Consider the following 17,899-nt stretch of genomic DNA (forward strand, 5'->3'; position numbering starts at 1 on the left):
TTTTATTATGCTTCTGGAGATGGCTTTGTCATTAAGACTTTGCGAGGTTTTGTTCCTTCTGCTGGTCCGATGACTCCTGCTGCTTCTAGTTCATCCATCAAGCGGGTTGCGCGATTAAAGCCGACTGACAAACGACGTTGGAGCATTGAGGCGCTTGCCTTTTGAATTTCAAGAACCAAAGCTTTAGCATCTTCAAAGAGCGGGTCACCTTCTTGCGAAGCACCGCCTCCACCTGATTTCAAATCAGATTCAGACACTTCACCTGGATCAAAACTATCATCGTAATCTGCGTCAGCTTGATTTTTGATAAAGCCAACAATACGTTCAACATCATCATCTGATATAAATGAACCTTGCAAACGAACAGGGTGATTTTCATCAATTGGTTTAAAGAGCATATCACCACGTCCAAGAAGTTTTTCAGCACCATTTTCATCTAAAATCGTACGACTATCAGTTCCTGATGATACGGCAAAGGCTACACGTGATGGCACGTTTGCCTTAATCAAACCGCTGATGACATCTACAGATGGACGTTGTGTCGCAAGAATCATGTGAATACCTGCTGCACGCGCCTTTTGTCCCAAACGAATAATCGCATCTTCCACTTCTTTGCTGGCAACCATCATCAAGTCAGCAAGTTCATCGACGATAACCACGATAAGTGGCAATGGAATTTGTTTTTGCTCTGACTGTGCATTAAATTCTTCAACCTTGGCATTGTATCCTGCGATATTTCGCACACCAAAATGACTGAAGAGTTCGTAACGATTTTCCATTTCATCAACCACTTTTTGAAGCGCACGCGCTGCTTTTCGTGGATTGATTACCACAGGAATTAGCAAGTGTGGAATGTCATTATAAACAGACAACTCAACCATTTTAGGGTCAATCATCATAAACTTGACTTGGTCTGGGCGTGCTTTCATCAAAATACTTGCAATGATACCGTTGACCGCAACAGATTTACCTGAACCTGTAGAACCTGCCACAAGTAAGTGAGGCATACGAGCGAGGTCAAAGGTACGAGCAGTTCCATTAACAGCCTTACCAAGTGGGACTTCAAGAAGTTTATTTGGATCTGTGTCTGCTTGTTCCCAAAGCTCACGGAAAGTAACTGTAGCAATCTCTGAGTTTGGTACCTCAATACCAACTAATGACTTACCTGGAATCGGTGCTTCAATACGAACGTCTTTTGCTGCAAGAGCCAGCGCTAAATCGTCAGCCAAGTTTGAAATGCGGTTGACACGCACACCAACGGCTGGCTTGACTTCGTATTTTGTAACTGACGGACCGATTTCAGCTCGTTCAACCTTGACATCAATCCCAAAACTATTAAAGGTATCTTCCAAGACTTTGATATTTCTACGGACAATGTTTTTTTCTTTTGACTGATTCTTCGGTTTATCAGGTGCAAATAAATCAATGGTTGGAAGCTTATAAAGAAGATTTGCCTTAGCTGTGAAATCAACTTCCAATGGTTCCCCATCATCTTCTTGATCAATCATTTCTTGCTCAGCTGGTGTCACTTCTGGTTTAAGATTTTCTTCAGAAGCTGTTTCTTCCAAACCTTCTGGTACATGCTCATAAGCCAAAATTTCAGGTTCAACTGCAGCATTTTCGGCTGGAATATTGTCAAATAATGACGCTTCATTGTCATCTGGACCATCTAAAATCTCACCAGTCTCTTGATCAACCGTCAACTGAGCCAAACGTTCTTCTTCGGCTTTTTGAGCTTTTTCTTGACGTTTTTGCTCAGCAAGCGCACGTTTTTCCTCACGTTTGACAAAGCGTTTTTGCTTTCTGATTTCATGTTTGGCAGCCCACTCTTGTGATTTTTCTTTGAAGAAATCAATGAGGTCATAAACTTCCCAAGGACTCATCAAAAAGAGTCCAAGAATGATGAAAAGTCCCCCAATCAAAAATGTGCCAACATTTGAAAAAAGAAAAGCAACGGGTTTGTATAAAACAGCACCAAGCATACCGCCACCAACAAATTTAGTGACTTTGAACTTGACCAAATCGCTAAAAATCAAACTAGCTGTTGTGGAGAAGATTTCCTTATCACGAAAGGCTGATAGTGAAAAAAGGTAAGCATGCCATTCTAACAAGAGACCAATCATGGTCACCACAAAACCGCCAATAAGTCCAGCCTGCTTGTGAAACCACTTAAATCCAAGAAAATAGAGTAGGACTGCAACCATCAACACGTAAGCCAAGCTTCCTACTGCTAGTCTCACAAGATTGTAAACCGTTATCCCAAAGATTCCCAAGCGAGCCATCGCAAAGAAAAAAATAACCGTTGTCACAATTGCTAAAATAAAGCGTTCCAGTGCCTTTTGTCTTTTTATTTCTGCTTTTGTCGGTCGCCGTGTTTTACGACCTTTTCTTCTACTTTTTGATTTTGCCATATCCTTATTATAGCATTTTTTAAGCTTTTAGGTTATTAGCGTAGATTTATGATAAAATGAAATAGCTAAATAACTTCAATAATTTTATTGACACTTTGTCACCATAAGGATTTACTGATATGACAACTATTTGTCAATAAGGAGGTATCATGAAAAAACTATTGTCACTTGGTTTAACCGTCGTCTGCTTGGCTACTTTATCTGGTTGTGGAAACATGACCCGAGCCATTCGTGGAAATGATTATGTCGATGCTAAGACAGCAGCAAGTTCTTCTGCCGCGCAAGCCAGTGCCAGCGCATCATCATCAAAAGCATACCAAAAAGAGATTAAAAAAGCTCTTCAGGCAGATGCATCTGCTTTTCCTCAATTATCAACAGAGGTTGCTCAAAATGAAGCTGAAGTCATCATGCATACCTCTAAAGGTGACATTACCATTAAACTCTTTCCAAAACATGCACCTCTTGCCGTGGAAAATTTCCTAACTCATGCTAAGAAAGGCTACTACGACGGTCTTCTATTTCACCGCGTGATTTCTGATTTTATGATTCAGTCTGGTGACCCTAAAGGAAACGGCACAGGAGGAGAGTCTATCTGGAAAGGTAAAGACAAGAAAATCGATTCTGGTAATGGTTTTGCTAACGAAATCTCACCTTACCTCTATAACATCCGAGGAGCTCTTGCTATGGCAAATGCTGGTGCTGATACCAATGGTAGTCAATTTTTCATCAACCAAAATCCAGCTGACCAATCTAGTCAGCTCTCAAGCGACAGCTATCCAAAAGCAATCATTGACGCTTATACCAAAGGTGGTAACCCAAGCTTAGATAAAAACTATACTGTATTTGGACAAGTTATCGATGGTATGGATGTTGTTGATGCTATCTCTAAAGTAGATACTGATAGCAACGACAAACCAACTAGCGATATTACCATTACTAAGATTGACATTGTCAAAGATTACAACTTTAAATAATCCCTAAAAAATCAAGCTAGGACTTCCTGCCTTGATTTTTTGCTTGTTTTCCTAAAATAATCCTATAATAACAGGCTTTCCACCTCACGGTTAAAAGATTTTTGCTATAATAGAAGAACAGAAAGCGAGATAAGATGACACCAAATAAAGAAGATTATCTAAAATGTATCCATGAACTAGGAGAAACTAAAACTAAGATAACCAATAAAAGAATTGCTGCCTTAATGCAAGTTTCAGCACCAGCTGTAACTGAAATGGTCAAAAAAATGATTGCTGAAGGGCTCATCGTTAAGGATAAAGAGGTTGGCTACTACCTGACTAGAAAAGGCTTATTATTAGTCTCACAACTCTATCGTAAGCACCGCCTCATCGAAGTCTTTTTGGCTAACCACCTTCATTACAATGCCGATGAAATCCACCAAGAAGCTGAAGTCCTTGAACACACGGTCTCAACAATCTTCATTGATCGCCTAGAAGAAAAACTCAATTATCCTGAATTTTGTCCTCACGGTGGAACAATTCCTAAAAAAGGCGAACTCTTGATTGAAGTTCACAACCAAACACTCAGCCAGATTGAAGAACTTGGCACTTATCAAATCAGCCGTACTCACGACGAAGCTCATTTGTTAAACTACCTTGAAGAACACGGCTTAGCAATTAACGATACTGTTGAATTGGTTAAAGTTGATGACTATGCTAAGACACATACTCTTGCCTATCAATCACGACAACTCGTGATTCCTGAACGAATCGCTGAACAAATTTATGTTCAAAAAGTTGACTAAAATTCCATATTAAAAGCCTGAGGTACTTGCCTCAGGCTTTTTCTGACTTAAGCTAATTTTTCAAGAAATGTCATCAAGATTTTTGCTGATTGTTTACCAGCTTCCAAGATAAATTCATCAAATGTAATATTGGCATCATGTGCAGCTGTATCTGACATAGCACGAACAACGATAAATGGTTTGTGCAAATTGTGAGCAGCTTGCGCAATCGCAGCTCCTTCCATTTCAACAGCTTGAACTTCTGGGAAGCGTGCTTTAATCGCATCGATTTTATCTTGCCCAGCAATAAATGAATCACCTGTCGCAATCAAACCAATTTTGCTATCAATGTTAGCTTCCGTTAACACTTGTTCAAATGTTTTAACAAAATTTTGGTCTGATTCAAAATAAAGTGGTTGCGCAGCCATTTGACCGTAATCATAACCAAAAGCTGTCACATCAACGTCGTGGTAGACTAATTTGTCAGCAACAACAACGTCACCAATCTTCAAGCCAGGAGCTACTGCACCTGCTGACCCTGTATTAATCACAGCATCAACACCAAAATGGTCAGAAAGAATAGCAACAGACATAGCTGACATGACTTTACCAATTCCTGATTGAACAAGGACAACTTGATGGTTGCCTAGCTTACCTTCATAGTAAGTGTTTCCCAAAACATCGTGTTCTGTTTTGTCACCAAGATTTTCAACAAGAAGTTTTAGTTCTTCTTCCATTGCGGCAATAATTCCAATTTTCATCTCAAAAATACAAGAGCAATACCAACTGTTATTTCCAAAGTTATTACTCCTGCTTCTCCTTCTAATTTTTATAGATTAAATACTGCGAAAAAGAGTGCAATCAATAAAACAACAACTACAAACATAATCATGTTAAGTTTTCGTTGAAATTTACTGCGTTTCGCATTTTCAATTCGACGACTTTTGTAAACATGCTGATCGTCTTTTTTGCGGTCTTTCCATTTGTCCAAAACACCACGAGAGTCTTCATAATCCTCATAAGGATCATAGCTAGTCAAGGTGTCATACTGGTCTGTTCGGATGACCTTCGTTTCTTCATCATCTTCTAAGTAATTATCATCATAAAAGATTTCACCACGGTTAGCACGTTCGATTATCTCGTCTGTTAAAAGTGGTCTACCCATTTTTTATCCTCCAAAATGCAGAGCATAATATTGAAGGGCTATGATTGTTTTAGCATCTTCGATTGCTCCAGATTTGACCAAATCCATGCATTCTTGATAGCTTAATTCAAGAATTTCTAAAACTTCATCATCATCTTGTGGTCGTGGATTTGGCACTTTTTGCAAATGAGTTGCTTGATAAAGCTTAATTTTTTCATTGCAAAAACCAATGGCAGTGTAAAACTCATGAATTTGTTTTAACTCGCCAGAGTATCCTGTTTCCTCTTCTAATTCACGCGCAGCGGCATCTTTCTCAGAGCCGTTTTCACCAATTTCGAGCTTACCAGCAGGGATTTCATAAGAAACTTTTTCAATAGCCTTACGATATTGTTTAACCAAAATAATTTTATTCTCATCAGTTACAGCTAAAACAGCAACTGCTCCGCGGTGAAAAATCAATTCACGTTTAGCTTGTCCTAGATTATTTGGTAACTCAACATCATCGACAACAACTTTAATCACATGCCCATCAAAAATCTCTGTTCGCTTGAGCGTTTTTTCTTCAAAATCCATACTAAGCAATCTCCCTTAAAATATTTCCACATTAAATTTTACTACAAAGTCCTAAGAATTGCTATTCCAATACGCTTAAACTGCTGAAATATCCGTGAAATCTACTTAATTTTTCTAAAAAATAGAAAAAGAGGGTGAGCTTGTCATCCTCTTTTCAAATGCCAAAAAGTTTAGCAAAAATGATTATTTTTTGTTATTTGGGTGGTGTGGTTTATTAAGAGCATAACCTGCTTTATTAACTTGACGACCACGTCCAATAGCAAGAGCATCTTTTTCAACATCTTGGTAAATTGTTGAACCAGCTGCTGTAAGAGCATTGTCACCCAAAGTTACTGGAGAAATGATTGTTGAGTTACTTCCAACAAAGACATTATTTCCAATAGTTGTGTTGAATTTGTGTTGTCCGTCGTAGTTAGCAATAATAGTACCAGCTCCGAAGTTAACATCGTGTCCAGTTGTTGTATTTCCAATGTAAGTCAAGTGACCTGCTTTTGTTCCTTTACCAACTGTTGATGATTTCACTTCAACGAAGTTACCAACGTGAACTTTTTCTTCAAGTGTTGAATCAGGACGTACGTGAGCAAATGGACCAATGGTAACACCATCTTTAACCACTGATTTTTCAATCATAGAGTTTGTGATAACCACATTTTCACCGATTGTTGAATCAACAAGGTATGTTCCATTTGTCAAAACAGAACCTGCGCCAACTTTTGTATTTCCTTTAAGGGTAACGTTGGCTTCAATCATCACATCAGGAGCGATTTCAACGTCAACATCGATGTAAGTTGCTGCTGGATTTTGGAAAGTAACACCGTTAACCATGTGTTTTTTATTGATGCGATGACGCATGATGTCTTCTGCAGTAGAAAGTGCCACGCGGTCATTAACACCAAGGCTTTCATCAAAATCATGAAGAACATAAGCACCAACTTTTTCACCAGCGTTACGGAAAATTGAGATAACATCTGTCAAGTAGTACTCACCTTGAGCGTTGTTTGTGTTGATGTTTTTAAGAGCTTCAAATAAACGTTTGTTATCAAAAACGTAAGTTCCTGTATTGATTTCTTTAACTTGGCGTTCAAATTCAGAAGCGTCTTTTTGTTCAACGATTTTAAGCACTTCACCATTTTCGTTGCGGATGATACGTCCGTAACCAAATGGATTTTCAGCTGTTGCTGTTAAGATAGTCGCAACGTTTTTGTGGCTAACGTGAAACTCAATCAATTCTTTCAAGCTTTCACCAGTAATAAGTGGTGTGTCACCTGCAATAACAAGTGTTTGCCCTTCAAGACCAGCCAACTCATCTTCTGCCATCATGACAGCATGACCAGTTCCAAGTTGTTCAGTTTGCATGACAAATTCTGATTTGCCAGCTAAAACTTCACGAACCATTTCGGCTTTATGACCAATAACAGTCACATTTTTTTCTGGATTCAAAGCTGATACCGCACGGAAAACGTGTTCTAACATGGTAATGCCAGAAACTTTATGAAGGACCTTAGGAAGGTCAGATTTCATACGTGTTCCTTTACCAGCTGCTAAAATAATTGCATAATTTGACATGACTATAATTCCTTAAAAAAATAGAGTAGATTTGCAAGTTATGAAAGGAAAATTCCTTGCATTAACTTACACAAGCTACTCCATTATATCACATTTATAAGCATTGGGCTCATTTTTATCCGTTAGAGGCTATTAACAGCTGCTTCTAAAACTTCCATTACCAAACGGCTGTGCTCAAGCGCCAGTTTCATGGCTGTCATATCTTGGTGCTCAATGATAGCTTGAAAGGCTACAAACTCATCATGCATGCGGTGATTAAGTGAATTTTCATTAATCATTGTCATGCTTTGACCGTTAAGACTTAACGACAACTCAGGCATACTGTTGGTTGGACCAAGAACGGCAATTGACCCTTTATTTCCTTGAATAGTTGATTTAATATCCGCAGAGCAATCCTTGGCACCAATACAAGCAGCCTTGAAATGTCCATAATCCATAATCAAAATTCCTGAAGTATCCACATCGCGTTCAACATTTGCCAAGTACTGAACTTTTTCAGGTTTACCAAACAAACCAACAACCAAATGAATATTGTAAATATTTAAGTCACGAAGAGCTCCGCCACCTTTTGCTGGGTCAAAAGCTGGTGCAATTTCACCACGTTTAAAGGCATCGTAGCGTGAAGAATATTGAGAATAGTTACACTCAACAATTTTAATATCCCCTAGTTTTGCAAGATTCGCCTTAATCGAAGCAAAATTTCCTAGATATTGGTTGGTGATTGCTTCTAGCAAAATGCGATTTTTTTGCTCTGCAATTTTTGCCAAGTCTTCAAATTCCGCTAATGTTAACGTAAATGGCTTTTCACAAATGACGTGTTTGCCAGCTAGCAAAGCTTTTTTAGCGTAGTCATAATGCAAGTGATTTGGAAGGGCAACATAAACCGTATCCACATCTGGATTTGCCAAAATGCTATCGTAGTCGCTACTAGCTTGACTAATCGCATAAAGCTCAGCTAGCTTTTCAGCCTTTTCAATGCTGCGCGGTGTTGATAAAATCGCTGATAATTCGATTCCATTAATTTCTTTTAAAACTGGTAAAACCTCTTCAACGATTTTTCCTGTTCCTAAAATAGCTAATTTCATGGATTTCCTCCTAATTAATGTCTAAGCACAGTTTAACACAAGTTTGTTTCACAAACTGATACTATAACAAGTATTTCTCATACTATCCTTTGGGATAAACCACTTCAAATTCTTCTAAAACGATGAGACTTCGACCGTTAAAAGTCAAACCATAGTCATCATAATAAGGTTTGAAAAAGTCTTCATGAACTTGCCTCCAGTAGGCAAGAGTTTTATCTCCCTCACCTTCTTTAAAAGCATGTTCCTCAGAAACTTCTTCAAAAGCTACCACAGAAACTTTTTTAATCTGAATAATGCAAACCGCTTGGTCTTTGCTATCTAATACCACATCATAGGAGCCAACTTCAGGTAACGGGTCATTGTCAACTGCGTATAAGTCATAGGCTGAGGCAGTAGCTGTTTTTGTCCTGTCTAAAACCAATTGCGCTAATAAATCTGGTTCAACTCCAAACTGCCAAGCATCAATGTCATCACCAATTGAGGGATTGATTTGCTTGTATTCATTCCATAGTTCTTGTGCGTTCATGTTTATCTCCTATTCTTTTCTGTCTTACTTCTTCTTACAATCTGTATGACAGAAATATCCACTATGGTTTTCTCCTCTTCATTTTGAAGCCTCCTTTTTATGCCTCTACTTCAAACTCCAGCCGCCGTCTATTTTGACAATTTCGCCTTGCATAGATGTGGCTTTTCCTGATGCTAAAAATCCAGTCAGCTCAGCGATTTCCTCAGGATTACTCCAGCGTCCAATTGGTGTTTCTTGGGCGACCCAGTCAGCCAAGCCTCCTGGTTCAAAATCGCTAGCTGTCATGGCTGTCTTAACCGCACCTGGTGCGATACCAAACACTTGAATCTTGTCTTTAGCATAGTCAAGTGCAAGCTGGCGTGTGAAACCTGCAAGTGCATGCTTACTAGCTGTGTAAGCTGCTCCGCCCCCACCTGCAATAAATGAAGCAATCGAGCACATGTTAATGATGATACCTGATTGTCTTTCAACCATTTTAGCTAAATAGTGGCGGGTGATTTTAACTGTCGCAAAGAAATTAGTCTGAAACACGCGTTCTAATTCATCGTCTGATACCTCAAGTAGAGTTTTGTAAGCGTCGAGAATTCCAGCGGTGTTACACAAGATATCCACGTCAGATACAAAATCGTAAAGCGCAACTAAATCCGTCGTCAAATCTAACTGTAGAAAATGAAAGTTATCATTTTGAATCTCAGGCGCTTGCGACTTATCAACACCGTATACCGCGCAGCCATTTTCCAAAAAAAGTCGCGCTTGAGCAAGCCCAATTCCTGAGCTGACACCTGTGATAAGTACCTTAGTCATTTACTTCGACCCAATCAGTAGCTAAGACATCGCAAGGTGTTGGTGACCACATTGAAAAACCTTCGCCCTCACCTGACACATTGATAAGGAAGTATGGTGTCACTGGAAGTGCCACACCATTTTGCTCGATGCTGTCAAAAAGTTGAACATAATTTTCTGCTCCGCCCCAGCCAGTACGCACATATTTTTTCTTAGCCTTCAAACCAGGCAAAATTTCTTCAAAAGTCATTTCTCTCTCCTTGATAATTAATACCACTAGTATACCAAAAAACGAGCACCTAGGCTCGTTTTGGTTATCATGATTATTTAAAATTTATAATATGTGATTGTTTTAAAAATAAAAGTATTCCAACACATATCACAGTGACTGGTAAATAGTCTAAAAAAGTATTCTGAACTCCAGTTAAATTAATAACCAATCTTAATGTTCCAGAAATAAAATACCCCGCTATAATTGGAATAAAAGATTTGAACAAAATCTTTTTGACTGATATATATATCGCAACTATGCTTAAAAATAAAGCTAAAATAACACTAATCATCGGTGAAAGAATTAAACTTCTTACTGTAACAACAGTTTCAAACTCGCTTAATAAGAAAAAAATTCCAACTATAAAAAGTGCTAATAATACATAAATAACTGTATTCAAAATCTTATTTTTTTGGAAAGTGAATTCATAGACACTTTTCTTGTAAAAGGGAACAAGTACAAGTAAAACAATGCCACCAAAAACAATACTACTTAAGTAATCAATTACATTAAATGAAACAATGCCTTTTGATGAATAGTCGCCTAAAAAATGTCCATAACAAATAACTGTGATGAAAAAAGTAAATAATTTTACTATAGACAATTTAGAAGAAACCTTTGAATTTTTAACAAGATCGTCTACCATTTTCTTGGGATTATCTCCAAAAAATTCTTTAGCAGTCAATCCATCCTTTTCAGCATCTCTAAGGTCAAGTGCTAGTTGAAAAATAAGTTCACGAACAGCATCCTCATCACGTAAGATTGTTGAATAACGCATATAATCTTCAACTTTTTTAAAATATTCTTTATCAAACTGCGAAAAATTTTCCACTACTTTTTTGGTTTCTTCAAAATAATTAATTGTCTTTTCCATTATTGTTCACCTCTAATTCTGATACCTTTAATACTAGGTCATGCCACTCATCCCAAAAATCGCTTAAATAAACTGTTCCTTTTTCAGTTATTTTAAAATATTTGCGTGGAGGACCATCTGGAGAAGGTTTCATTTGTGATGAGATCATCCCCTTTTTTTCTAGCTTTTGCAAAAGTGGATAAACAGTACCACCCACAATATTAACAAAACCAGCAGTTTTTAAGCGTTGTACCAGTTCATAGCCGTAAATTTCTTCTTTGGCAATAATCTGTAGAACACAGCCATCTAATACACCCTTTAACAGTTGCGTCTCTCTCATATTTTCTCCTTCACTATTTTGTATTACATACTACATTATACTACAATATTGTAACTCTTCCCTACTACTATGTAAAGCAAAATAGCAAAAAAAGAGAAAATCAACCTATAAAAGGTTGATTCCGAATGTTGATAAATCTACTTCTAACTATAAATAAGTTACAAAGAATTATTATTCTAGTTAATTTAGAGTCGTTAGTATCATATGTTATCGTCTTAAGATTTTCTTGACTAAGGCTACAACTTTATGAAGTAGTGGGCGTGGGTAATAACGGAATGTTCCCATTTTGCGGACAATGTAACCATTAAAATTTTGTTTGAAACGAAGAACACCATCGCTGCCATCAAAAATTCCTTGAATACCAAGGAAAGTATAGAAATTAATGCCACGTTTCAGTGCTTCTGTCATCACGTGTTCTTGCAGAGCAACTGGGGCATAGAATTTGTTAAATTCAGTATATGAACCACTAAAAAGATAAACAGCTTCTTGTGGTGTGTAAACAAAGAGGCTTCCTGCTAAGACCACGTCCTCTGAACCGTGTTTTTCAATCAAGGCTTTGGCTTCTTTTAGACGAACATCAAATGTCGCAATTTGTTTGTCTAACTGAGCTTTTTGCTTATTAACCTTGGCTGAGTTAACGCCATCAGCGATTTTTTGATTTAAAACAGCTAACTCTGCTGCAATCTTATCATGACCAGCTTGCACATTTTTGAGATAATCTTGAAAATTAATACTTGCAATCATGAATTCACATTTATCACCAAAACTATCGTAAAAAGCTTCATAATAATCTAACGGTTTATCTGTATATTCACGGCGTTCAGATGTTGATGCTGTGATTTCTTTAAAGATGTAAAGTTCATCGCGGTTTAATTTGCGCACTTTAATTCCAAATGAATTTGTCTTGTTAACAAGTGGGCGACCTTTTTTACTAAATGATTTACGAAGCGTTTCAGGTGTTAATCCTGACAAATCCTTCACGTAATGCCAGTCAGGCTCACCTCCTGGATAGCCTGTCTGAAGACCGTCATAACTGTATCCCAAATCAGTCAAACAGCTAATCAATTCAGGCTTTTCATCACCGTTTGGATTACCATGACTGTCAAAACTTTGGTAGGTGTCATATGGCTTAACAATCAGTTCGAATGCACCATTTTCCTTAGCATAAGCTTTTAATTCCTTATAGAATTCAGAAAGATAGGCTGTGCTTGTCGAAGCTGGTCCAGAATTGATTTCCATGTGAAGTCCACCAGTCATCGGCATGCTGTAAAGCACACCAGCTACTTGAATAGCCCCATCAGTTTCCAAACCTAAAAATGTGATGTCAAAGCCACGTTTTTCAAGCAAATCAGCCATTTGCACCGATTGCATGAAAGAGCGTTCTTTAAAACGTGTGTCTAGTTTTTCATAATCTTCTCGTGATAAGATTTTTAATATCATTTCTTATTCTCGATTCTAAAAACGTTGTTTAATGCGTCAGTAAATTTATCAAATGAAACTTAATCGAAAATTAACAATCTTTTTTCAGAATTTCCTTTATCTTTTCAATTTTCTTTTCATTTGAGAGCAAGCTAAATACCCAGTTCCTACAGTATAAAACTACTGTGAGAACTGAGTATTTTTAAGTATTTATGCTAATAAAAATTATCCAATTTGGCTTCCATTTGGTACGCTTGGATCAACTGTAAGAACTGTTAAGTTTCCATCATGTTCAGCTGAAAGAATCATACCTTGGCTGACAAGTCCCATCATTTTACGTGGTTTCAAGTTTGCAACGATTTGCAATTTTTTACCAACTAATTCTTGTTCATTTGGATAGAATTTCGCAATTCCTGATAGGATTTGACGGTCTTCGCCATCACCGGCATCAAGACGGAATTTAAGAAGTTTTTCTGAACCTTCAACTTTAGAAACTTCTTTGACTTCAGCAACACGAATTTCAACTTTGTCAAAGTCATCAAATTTGATAGCTTTCTTTTCGTTTTTAAGTTCTACTTGAGTTGGATCCCATTCTTTTTCTTCTGCGACAACAGCACCAGCGCCCATGTTAGCTTTGATGTAATCAATTTCAGCTTCCATGTCAAGACGTGGGAAGATTGGTGTTCCTTTAGCAACCACTTTAACACCTTCTGGGAAACCTGAAAGTACAAGGTTTTCAAGGTCAAAGTTAGCACCAAGACCAAGTTGTTCCATGATAGCATTTGATGTTGTCATCATGAATGGTTGGATAAGGTGAGCAACCACACGAAGGCTAGCTGCCAAGTGAGCCATTACTGCTGCTAATTCGTCACGTTTAGCTTCATCTTTAGCAAGTACCCAAGGAGCTGTTTCGTCGATGTATTTATTTGTACGTGAGATGATACTCCAAACAGCATCAAGAGCGCGTGGGTAATCAACAGCGTTCATTTGTTTGTGGTATTCAGTGATTTTTTCAGCGACTAATGCTGCTAAGTCAGCGTCAAATTCAGTAACGTTTTCAACGTAAGCAGGCACTTCACCACCGAAGTATTTGTTAATCATGGCAACTGTACGGTTAAGAAGGTTACCAAGATCGTTAGCTAATTCATAGTTAATACGTCCAACGTAATCTTCTGGTGTGAATGTACCATCTGAACCAACTGGAAGTGAACGCATGAGGTAATAACGAAGTGGGTCAAGTCCGAAACGTTCAACCAACATTTCTGGGTAAACCACATTACCTTTAGATTTAGACATTTTACCGTCTTTCATGACAAACCAACCGTGGGCAATCAAGCGTTCAGGCAATTTCATGTCAAGCATCATCAACATAATTGGCCAGTAAATTGAGTGGAAACGAAGGATATCTTTACCAACCATGTGGAAGACTGTTCCATTCCAGAATTTATCAAAGTTTGCGTGGTCTTCTTGACCATAACCAAGAGCTGTTGCATAGTTAAGAAGAGCATCAATCCATACGTAAACAACGTGTTTTGGATTTGAAGGGACTTTAACACCCCATGTAAATGATGTACGGCTGACAGCCAAATCTTCAAGACCTGGTTCGATGAAGTTTTTGATAATTTCGTTCATACGACCATCAGGTTGGATGAAGTCTGGGTGTGCGTGGAAGAATTCTACCAAGCGATCAGCGTATTTTCCAAGACGTAGGAAGTAAGACTCTTCAGAAACCCATTCAACTTCGTGTCCAGAAGGAGCAATACCACCGATGACTTTACCATTTTCATCACGGAAAACTTCTTCCAATTGGCTTTCTGTAAAGAATTCTTCATCTGAAACTGAGTACCAACCAGAATACTCACCTAAATAAATGTCATCTTGTGCCAATAATTTTTCAAAAACTTCAGCGACAACTTTTTCATGGTATTCATCAGTTGTACGGATGAATTTATCATATGAGATATCAAGCATTTTCCAAAGTTTTTTAACATCAGCAGCCATACCATCAACGTAAGCTTGTGGTGTGATACCTGCTTCTTCAGCTTTTTGTTGGATTTTTTGACCGTGTTCGTCAAGCCCTGTCAAATAAAAGACATCATAGTTCATCATACGTTTGTAACGTGCTAAAACGTCACAAGCGATTGTTGTATAAGCTGAACCAATGTGAAGCTTACCTGATGGGTAGTAAATTGGTGTTGTAATGTAAAATGGTTGTTTACTAGTCATTTTCTTTCCTTTCAAATAGGAGCTAATGAAACTCCCTTATTGATAACACCTAATTATAACATAAATTTATAGCTGATTATAGGTTAAATGGTCAGGCAATACGAAAAAATCGTATTCAAAAGAGCTTGGAATTTTTATTCCAAACTCTTCACTGTTTATTTTTGATTAGTTACTTCAAACTTAGTCAAGTAATTATCATCTTGAAGTTCACCTTTAAATTCATCTCCAACAGCAAGGAAAGGAAGTTTGTCTGTTGTATCAGTCGTTGCTTTAACTTTGTAAATCTCTCCTGATGATGAGATGTAGTAAACTGTTGAGCCTGAAATCATTTGGCTGGCTAATTTATCCACCACTCCAGTAATCACTTTGACTTTTTTGGATTCGCCAGAATTGTCAACGACACCTGACAAAGCTGAAGTATCTGAATCCGTGAACTTAGCAATCAAAGTCTCGATGTCATTATCAACGGTCACTTGTTGGTAATCTTCTGCATCAACGATAGCGTAAGATTTAACCAAACCAGCAGCATCTTTAAGAGAAACAAGATAATAAGCTTTGCCATCCAATTTCACCAAGGTTGGCGCTGTTGCTTCATAATGTTTTTCTTGTACTTCTCCTTCGGCTGATTCTTGAGCTGCTGTTTCTGTTGCTGAAGCTAACTTGTAATTTGTCACTTCACGAGTACGCATATTAACCAAAATAAAGCCAAGGTTTGAAGAGTCTGCAGTAGCCGATGTGATACCTGTGTAGAGGTAAATATCTGAACCAATTGAGATATAGTTGTAACTATCCGTTGTCTTTTTCACACCTGTTTGGCTAAAGACAGTATTCCAGAAACCTTTTTGATAAGTGTAATAATCATCAACACGGCTAATTACATTATTAGCAGAAAAGACGCGGTCAACCCATTTTGGAACATCTTTAAGGTCATAACGTTTTGTCTCACCCGTAACCGCATTAAGCAAAATAGCTCCCGTTGGGTCGTTAGATGTCAACATGAACTTAGGTTTATAAGTAGTTGCGACGTAGTAAGGATTGCCTTTATCATCAACTTCAAACGATGGGTCCCCAAAAATCACTGTTGGATATTTTAGGCGTAAATAGCGGAGCGTATCATTGAAAAAGTACTCAGAATCTGAATATTTCATTCCTTTATCGAGTTTAACTAGCTCTGCTTTACCAGTTGTTTGGTTGACTTTGACATAGTAACCAATTCCGTCTTTGTGATTAGAAAACCATTTCCAGAAAGATTTGTATTCAAGTGGCGATACACGGTAAGGTTGCTCACCAATTGTCACTTGACGATAATCATCTGAAATACCAAATTGTGAAACTTTATCAATCGTTCCAAGATAAGTGTCACCAATTTTCTTAGCTGATGAACGGTCAAGCAAAGCCAAGTGAGAAATATCAGTCTCTGGGAAATCAGAAGTAAAATCAGCATCTTTGACCTTGATTACATTAGCATAACTTTTTGCTCTAAACAAACGAGAGTTAAGGAAAGTTGACGCGCCAAGAATAAGTAAAATCGCCGCAATAGCAAAGCTGATAGCAGACAAAGCTTTTCCAAAAGCTGGTTTCGGTGCTGAAACTACTTTTCGAGCACGACTACCTGGCACTTGGAATGTTATTTGTTGGACTTTTCCACCAAGAGACAACAAGGCAATGACTCCAAAGGCTAAACATAAGCCCTCTAAAACAAAAAGCCAAAATGCTACGCTAAAAATATTAATGGGCGGTAAAAAAATCCAATAGCTGATTAGCATTACTAAAAACCATAAAGCAATTAACCAATAGGATACCGTCTTTTTCATCACAATATCTCCTTTAATTTTGTTCTATCATTATAACACAATTAAACAATTTTACAGCTAAAAAACTAAGCAAGTCAGTTTTTAGGCTTTTCGACTAAGAAGAAAAGAGTAAATCATCGGCGCAATAATCATAATAGCAATGACTACTCCCATCACATAAGGCATAGCCACCTGAACAAAACTCTCAAGCAAGATAAGCAAACCACCAAGCACCCAAAGTTTACCTGCCATGCGGTGTGTCTTATGCCAATTTTTGTCATCAGACAACGTCCAAGGAATGCGAATACCGATGGTATGATTGCGATGTGTTTTTGGCAAATAATTTCCGAAGATTATAAAAATAATCCCCAAAAAAGCTGTCACAAGAGTCGGACTGCTCTTCACCCAGCCAAGAGCATTCGCATAAATTGACCCTTGAACAATGAAACTTAAAGCTGGAACAATCCAAGCATAGAGCTTTCTCATTTTAGCTGGAACCGTTACTTTCACAGACTCCCTTTCAAGTGAGGCTAAAGCGATGATTTGAAAAAGTACAAATAAAATCGGGAAAGCAACAAGGGTGAAAACTTTACTACTGTAGCCATCAGCTTGCCCATCAATTCCAAAATGAGTTGGTATTTGCTCTGGCAAAGCTTTCCAGAAAAATGCCCCAATCAAAGCTGGCAAAACAATCACAAAACTTGTTAATATAAGTTGTTTTTTATTCATTTTCATCCCCTGATCTCTCCTTTAAATCCGCAAGCCAAGTCATAATATCTTCCAAAACAGAAGTACATAACTCATAATAAATAAAATTCTTCTCACGCCTTTCAACCACTAAACCTGCTTTTTTCAAAATGCTCAGATGGTGCGAAATAGTTGCTCCAGCAAGATCGAAATGACTAGCTATCTCACCAGCTGTCAAAGAATTTTCTTTTAACAAGGTCAAAATCTTTCGGCGAATAGGATGAGAAAGTGCCTTGAATGTCTCTGCAAATACCATAACAATCCTCTACTTATCTAAAAAACTATTTAGAAATTTATCTAAATAGATTATAATCCTTTAAAAAAACAGTCACAAGAAAAAAGCAATAAAATCGCATGCCAGTTCATTTTTTGCTAAAATAGAAACTAACGATTAAACTTTAGAAAGAAGAAAAAAAGCTTTGTT

18 protein-coding genes are annotated in these 17,899 nt (G+C 37.7%); 2 read left to right on the plus strand and 16 right to left on the minus strand.

Annotated elements, in window-relative coordinates:
* Positions 1–5 precede the first annotated feature (5 nt).
* Positions 6–2,411 carry a DNA translocase FtsK gene (locus tag SFC32_RS00765; protein ID WP_411050155.1) on the minus strand — a complete coding sequence of 802 codons (2,406 nt, stop codon included), beginning with the start codon at positions 2,409–2,411 and terminating at the stop codon, positions 6–8.
* 149 nt (positions 2,412–2,560) lie between these two features.
* Between SFC32_RS00765 and SFC32_RS00770 the strand changes: the two genes are divergently transcribed.
* Together SFC32_RS00770 and SFC32_RS00775 are read left to right on the plus strand one after the other, a co-directional pair.
* A complete protein-coding gene (locus SFC32_RS00770; protein ID WP_411050156.1) occupies positions 2,561–3,385 on the plus strand; it encodes a peptidylprolyl isomerase in 825 nt (274 codons plus the stop codon).
* A 134-nt stretch (positions 3,386–3,519) separates the two neighbouring features.
* On the plus strand, positions 3,520–4,170 hold the full coding sequence (locus tag SFC32_RS00775) for a metal-dependent transcriptional regulator (protein ID WP_074560738.1): 651 nt from the start codon (positions 3,520–3,522) through the stop codon (positions 4,168–4,170).
* 47 nt (positions 4,171–4,217) lie between these two features.
* Here SFC32_RS00775 and SFC32_RS00780 read toward each other — a convergent pair whose 3' ends face one another.
* The 15 genes from SFC32_RS00780 to SFC32_RS00850 all read right to left on the minus strand — a co-directional run bounded on the left by SFC32_RS00780 (position 4,218) and on the right by SFC32_RS00850 (position 17,731).
* Complete coding sequence (locus SFC32_RS00780; protein ID WP_074564203.1) at positions 4,218–4,910, minus strand: 5'-methylthioadenosine/adenosylhomocysteine nucleosidase; 693 nt, start codon at positions 4,908–4,910, stop codon at positions 4,218–4,220.
* Positions 4,911–4,978: 68 nt separating this feature from the next.
* Positions 4,979–5,314, minus strand: a complete 336-nt coding sequence (macP, locus tag SFC32_RS00785; protein WP_074479925.1) for a cell wall synthase accessory phosphoprotein MacP — start codon at positions 5,312–5,314, stop codon at positions 4,979–4,981.
* Positions 5,315–5,317: 3 nt separating this feature from the next.
* Positions 5,318–5,866 (minus strand): NUDIX hydrolase, encoded by a 549-nt coding sequence (locus SFC32_RS00790; protein WP_093814936.1) that lies wholly within the window; start codon positions 5,864–5,866, stop codon positions 5,318–5,320.
* A gap of 183 nt (positions 5,867–6,049) precedes the next feature.
* Positions 6,050–7,432, minus strand: a complete 1,383-nt coding sequence (glmU, locus tag SFC32_RS00795; RefSeq protein WP_411050157.1) for a bifunctional UDP-N-acetylglucosamine diphosphorylase/glucosamine-1-phosphate N-acetyltransferase GlmU — start codon at positions 7,430–7,432, stop codon at positions 6,050–6,052.
* A gap of 122 nt (positions 7,433–7,554) precedes the next feature.
* Positions 7,555–8,517, minus strand: coding sequence for a Gfo/Idh/MocA family protein (locus SFC32_RS00800; RefSeq protein ID WP_411050158.1), 963 nt, complete (start codon positions 8,515–8,517; stop codon positions 7,555–7,557).
* Between the two features lie 82 nt (positions 8,518–8,599).
* Complete coding sequence (locus tag SFC32_RS00805; RefSeq protein ID WP_411050159.1) at positions 8,600–9,043, minus strand: ASCH domain-containing protein; 444 nt, start codon at positions 9,041–9,043, stop codon at positions 8,600–8,602.
* A 105-nt stretch (positions 9,044–9,148) separates the two neighbouring features.
* Entirely contained in the window at positions 9,149–9,847 is a 699-nt protein-coding gene (locus SFC32_RS00810) for a 3-oxoacyl-ACP reductase (RefSeq protein WP_411050160.1), read from the minus strand.
* Positions 9,840–10,076 (minus strand): DUF2829 domain-containing protein, encoded by a 237-nt coding sequence (locus SFC32_RS00815; RefSeq protein ID WP_074868213.1) that lies wholly within the window; start codon positions 10,074–10,076, stop codon positions 9,840–9,842. Before SFC32_RS00815 ends, SFC32_RS00810 begins: the two co-directional genes overlap by 8 nt.
* 73 nt (positions 10,077–10,149) lie before the next feature.
* The gene (locus SFC32_RS00820) at positions 10,150–10,971 is read right to left on the minus strand and encodes an ABC transporter permease (RefSeq protein WP_411050217.1); all 822 of its coding nucleotides are present in this window, start codon (positions 10,969–10,971) and stop codon (positions 10,150–10,152) included.
* Complete coding sequence (locus tag SFC32_RS00825) at positions 10,955–11,290, minus strand: PadR family transcriptional regulator (protein WP_270305948.1); 336 nt, start codon at positions 11,288–11,290, stop codon at positions 10,955–10,957. Before SFC32_RS00825 ends, SFC32_RS00820 begins: the two co-directional genes overlap by 17 nt.
* 207 nt (positions 11,291–11,497) lie before the next feature.
* Positions 11,498–12,730, minus strand: a complete 1,233-nt coding sequence (locus SFC32_RS00830) for an aminoacyltransferase (RefSeq protein ID WP_411049609.1) — start codon at positions 12,728–12,730, stop codon at positions 11,498–11,500.
* Between the two features lie 204 nt (positions 12,731–12,934).
* A complete protein-coding gene (gene metG, locus SFC32_RS00835) occupies positions 12,935–14,935 on the minus strand; it encodes a methionine--tRNA ligase (protein WP_411049610.1) in 2,001 nt (666 codons plus the stop codon).
* A 155-nt stretch (positions 14,936–15,090) separates the two neighbouring features.
* Positions 15,091–16,749, minus strand: coding sequence for a hypothetical protein (locus SFC32_RS00840; RefSeq protein ID WP_411049611.1), 1,659 nt, complete (start codon positions 16,747–16,749; stop codon positions 15,091–15,093).
* Between the two features lie 81 nt (positions 16,750–16,830).
* Positions 16,831–17,463 carry an SdpI family protein gene (locus SFC32_RS00845; protein WP_411216624.1) on the minus strand — a complete coding sequence of 211 codons (633 nt, stop codon included), beginning with the start codon at positions 17,461–17,463 and terminating at the stop codon, positions 16,831–16,833.
* A complete protein-coding gene (locus tag SFC32_RS00850; protein ID WP_411049613.1) occupies positions 17,450–17,731 on the minus strand; it encodes an autorepressor SdpR family transcription factor in 282 nt (93 codons plus the stop codon). The genes SFC32_RS00845 and SFC32_RS00850 overlap by 14 nt, the downstream gene beginning before the upstream one ends.
* Positions 17,732–17,899: the final 168 nt, after the last annotated feature.

It is taken from the genome of Streptococcus sp. TATVAM-FAB8 (assembly GCF_046592795.1).
GTDB classification, from domain to species: Bacteria; Bacillota; Bacilli; order Lactobacillales; family Streptococcaceae; genus Streptococcus; species Streptococcus ruminicola.

Bases quoted from the DNA above. Each gene is read 5' to 3' on its own strand.
- SFC32_RS00815 (WP_074868213.1), bottom strand. From the start codon at position 10,076: ATGACTTTTGAAGAAATTTTGCCTGGTTTGAAGGCTAAGAAAAAATAT.
- SFC32_RS00810 (WP_411050160.1), bottom strand. From the start codon at position 9,847: ATGACTAAGGTACTTATCACAGGTGTCAGCTCAGGAATTGGGCTTGCT.
- SFC32_RS00770 (WP_411050156.1), top strand. From the start codon at position 2,561: ATGAAAAAACTATTGTCACTTGGTTTAACCGTCGTCTGCTTGGCTACT.
- SFC32_RS00775 (WP_074560738.1), top strand. From the start codon at position 3,520: ATGACACCAAATAAAGAAGATTATCTAAAATGTATCCATGAACTAGGA.
- SFC32_RS00850 (WP_411049613.1), bottom strand. From the start codon at position 17,731: ATGGTATTTGCAGAGACATTCAAGGCACTTTCTCATCCTATTCGCCGA.
- glmU (WP_411050157.1), bottom strand. From the start codon at position 7,432: ATGTCAAATTATGCAATTATTTTAGCAGCTGGTAAAGGAACACGTATG.
- metG (WP_411049610.1), bottom strand. From the start codon at position 14,935: ATGACTAGTAAACAACCATTTTACATTACAACACCAATTTACTACCCA.
- SFC32_RS00820 (WP_411050217.1), bottom strand. From the start codon at position 10,971: ATGGAAAAGACAATTAATTATTTTGAAGAAACCAAAAAAGTAGTGGAA.
- SFC32_RS00790 (WP_093814936.1), bottom strand. From the start codon at position 5,866: ATGGATTTTGAAGAAAAAACGCTCAAGCGAACAGAGATTTTTGATGGG.
- SFC32_RS00840 (WP_411049611.1), bottom strand. From the start codon at position 16,749: ATGAAAAAGACGGTATCCTATTGGTTAATTGCTTTATGGTTTTTAGTA.
- SFC32_RS00845 (WP_411216624.1), bottom strand. From the start codon at position 17,463: ATGAAAATGAATAAAAAACAACTTATATTAACAAGTTTTGTGATTGTT.
- SFC32_RS00830 (WP_411049609.1), bottom strand. From the start codon at position 12,730: ATGATATTAAAAATCTTATCACGAGAAGATTATGAAAAACTAGACACA.
- SFC32_RS00780 (WP_074564203.1), bottom strand. From the start codon at position 4,910: ATGAAAATTGGAATTATTGCCGCAATGGAAGAAGAACTAAAACTTCTT.
- SFC32_RS00805 (WP_411050159.1), bottom strand. From the start codon at position 9,043: ATGAACGCACAAGAACTATGGAATGAATACAAGCAAATCAATCCCTCA.
- macP (WP_074479925.1), bottom strand. From the start codon at position 5,314: ATGGGTAGACCACTTTTAACAGACGAGATAATCGAACGTGCTAACCGT.
- SFC32_RS00825 (WP_270305948.1), bottom strand. From the start codon at position 11,290: ATGAGAGAGACGCAACTGTTAAAGGGTGTATTAGATGGCTGTGTTCTA.
- SFC32_RS00765 (WP_411050155.1), bottom strand. From the start codon at position 2,411: ATGGCAAAATCAAAAAGTAGAAGAAAAGGTCGTAAAACACGGCGACCG.
- SFC32_RS00800 (WP_411050158.1), bottom strand. From the start codon at position 8,517: ATGAAATTAGCTATTTTAGGAACAGGAAAAATCGTTGAAGAGGTTTTA.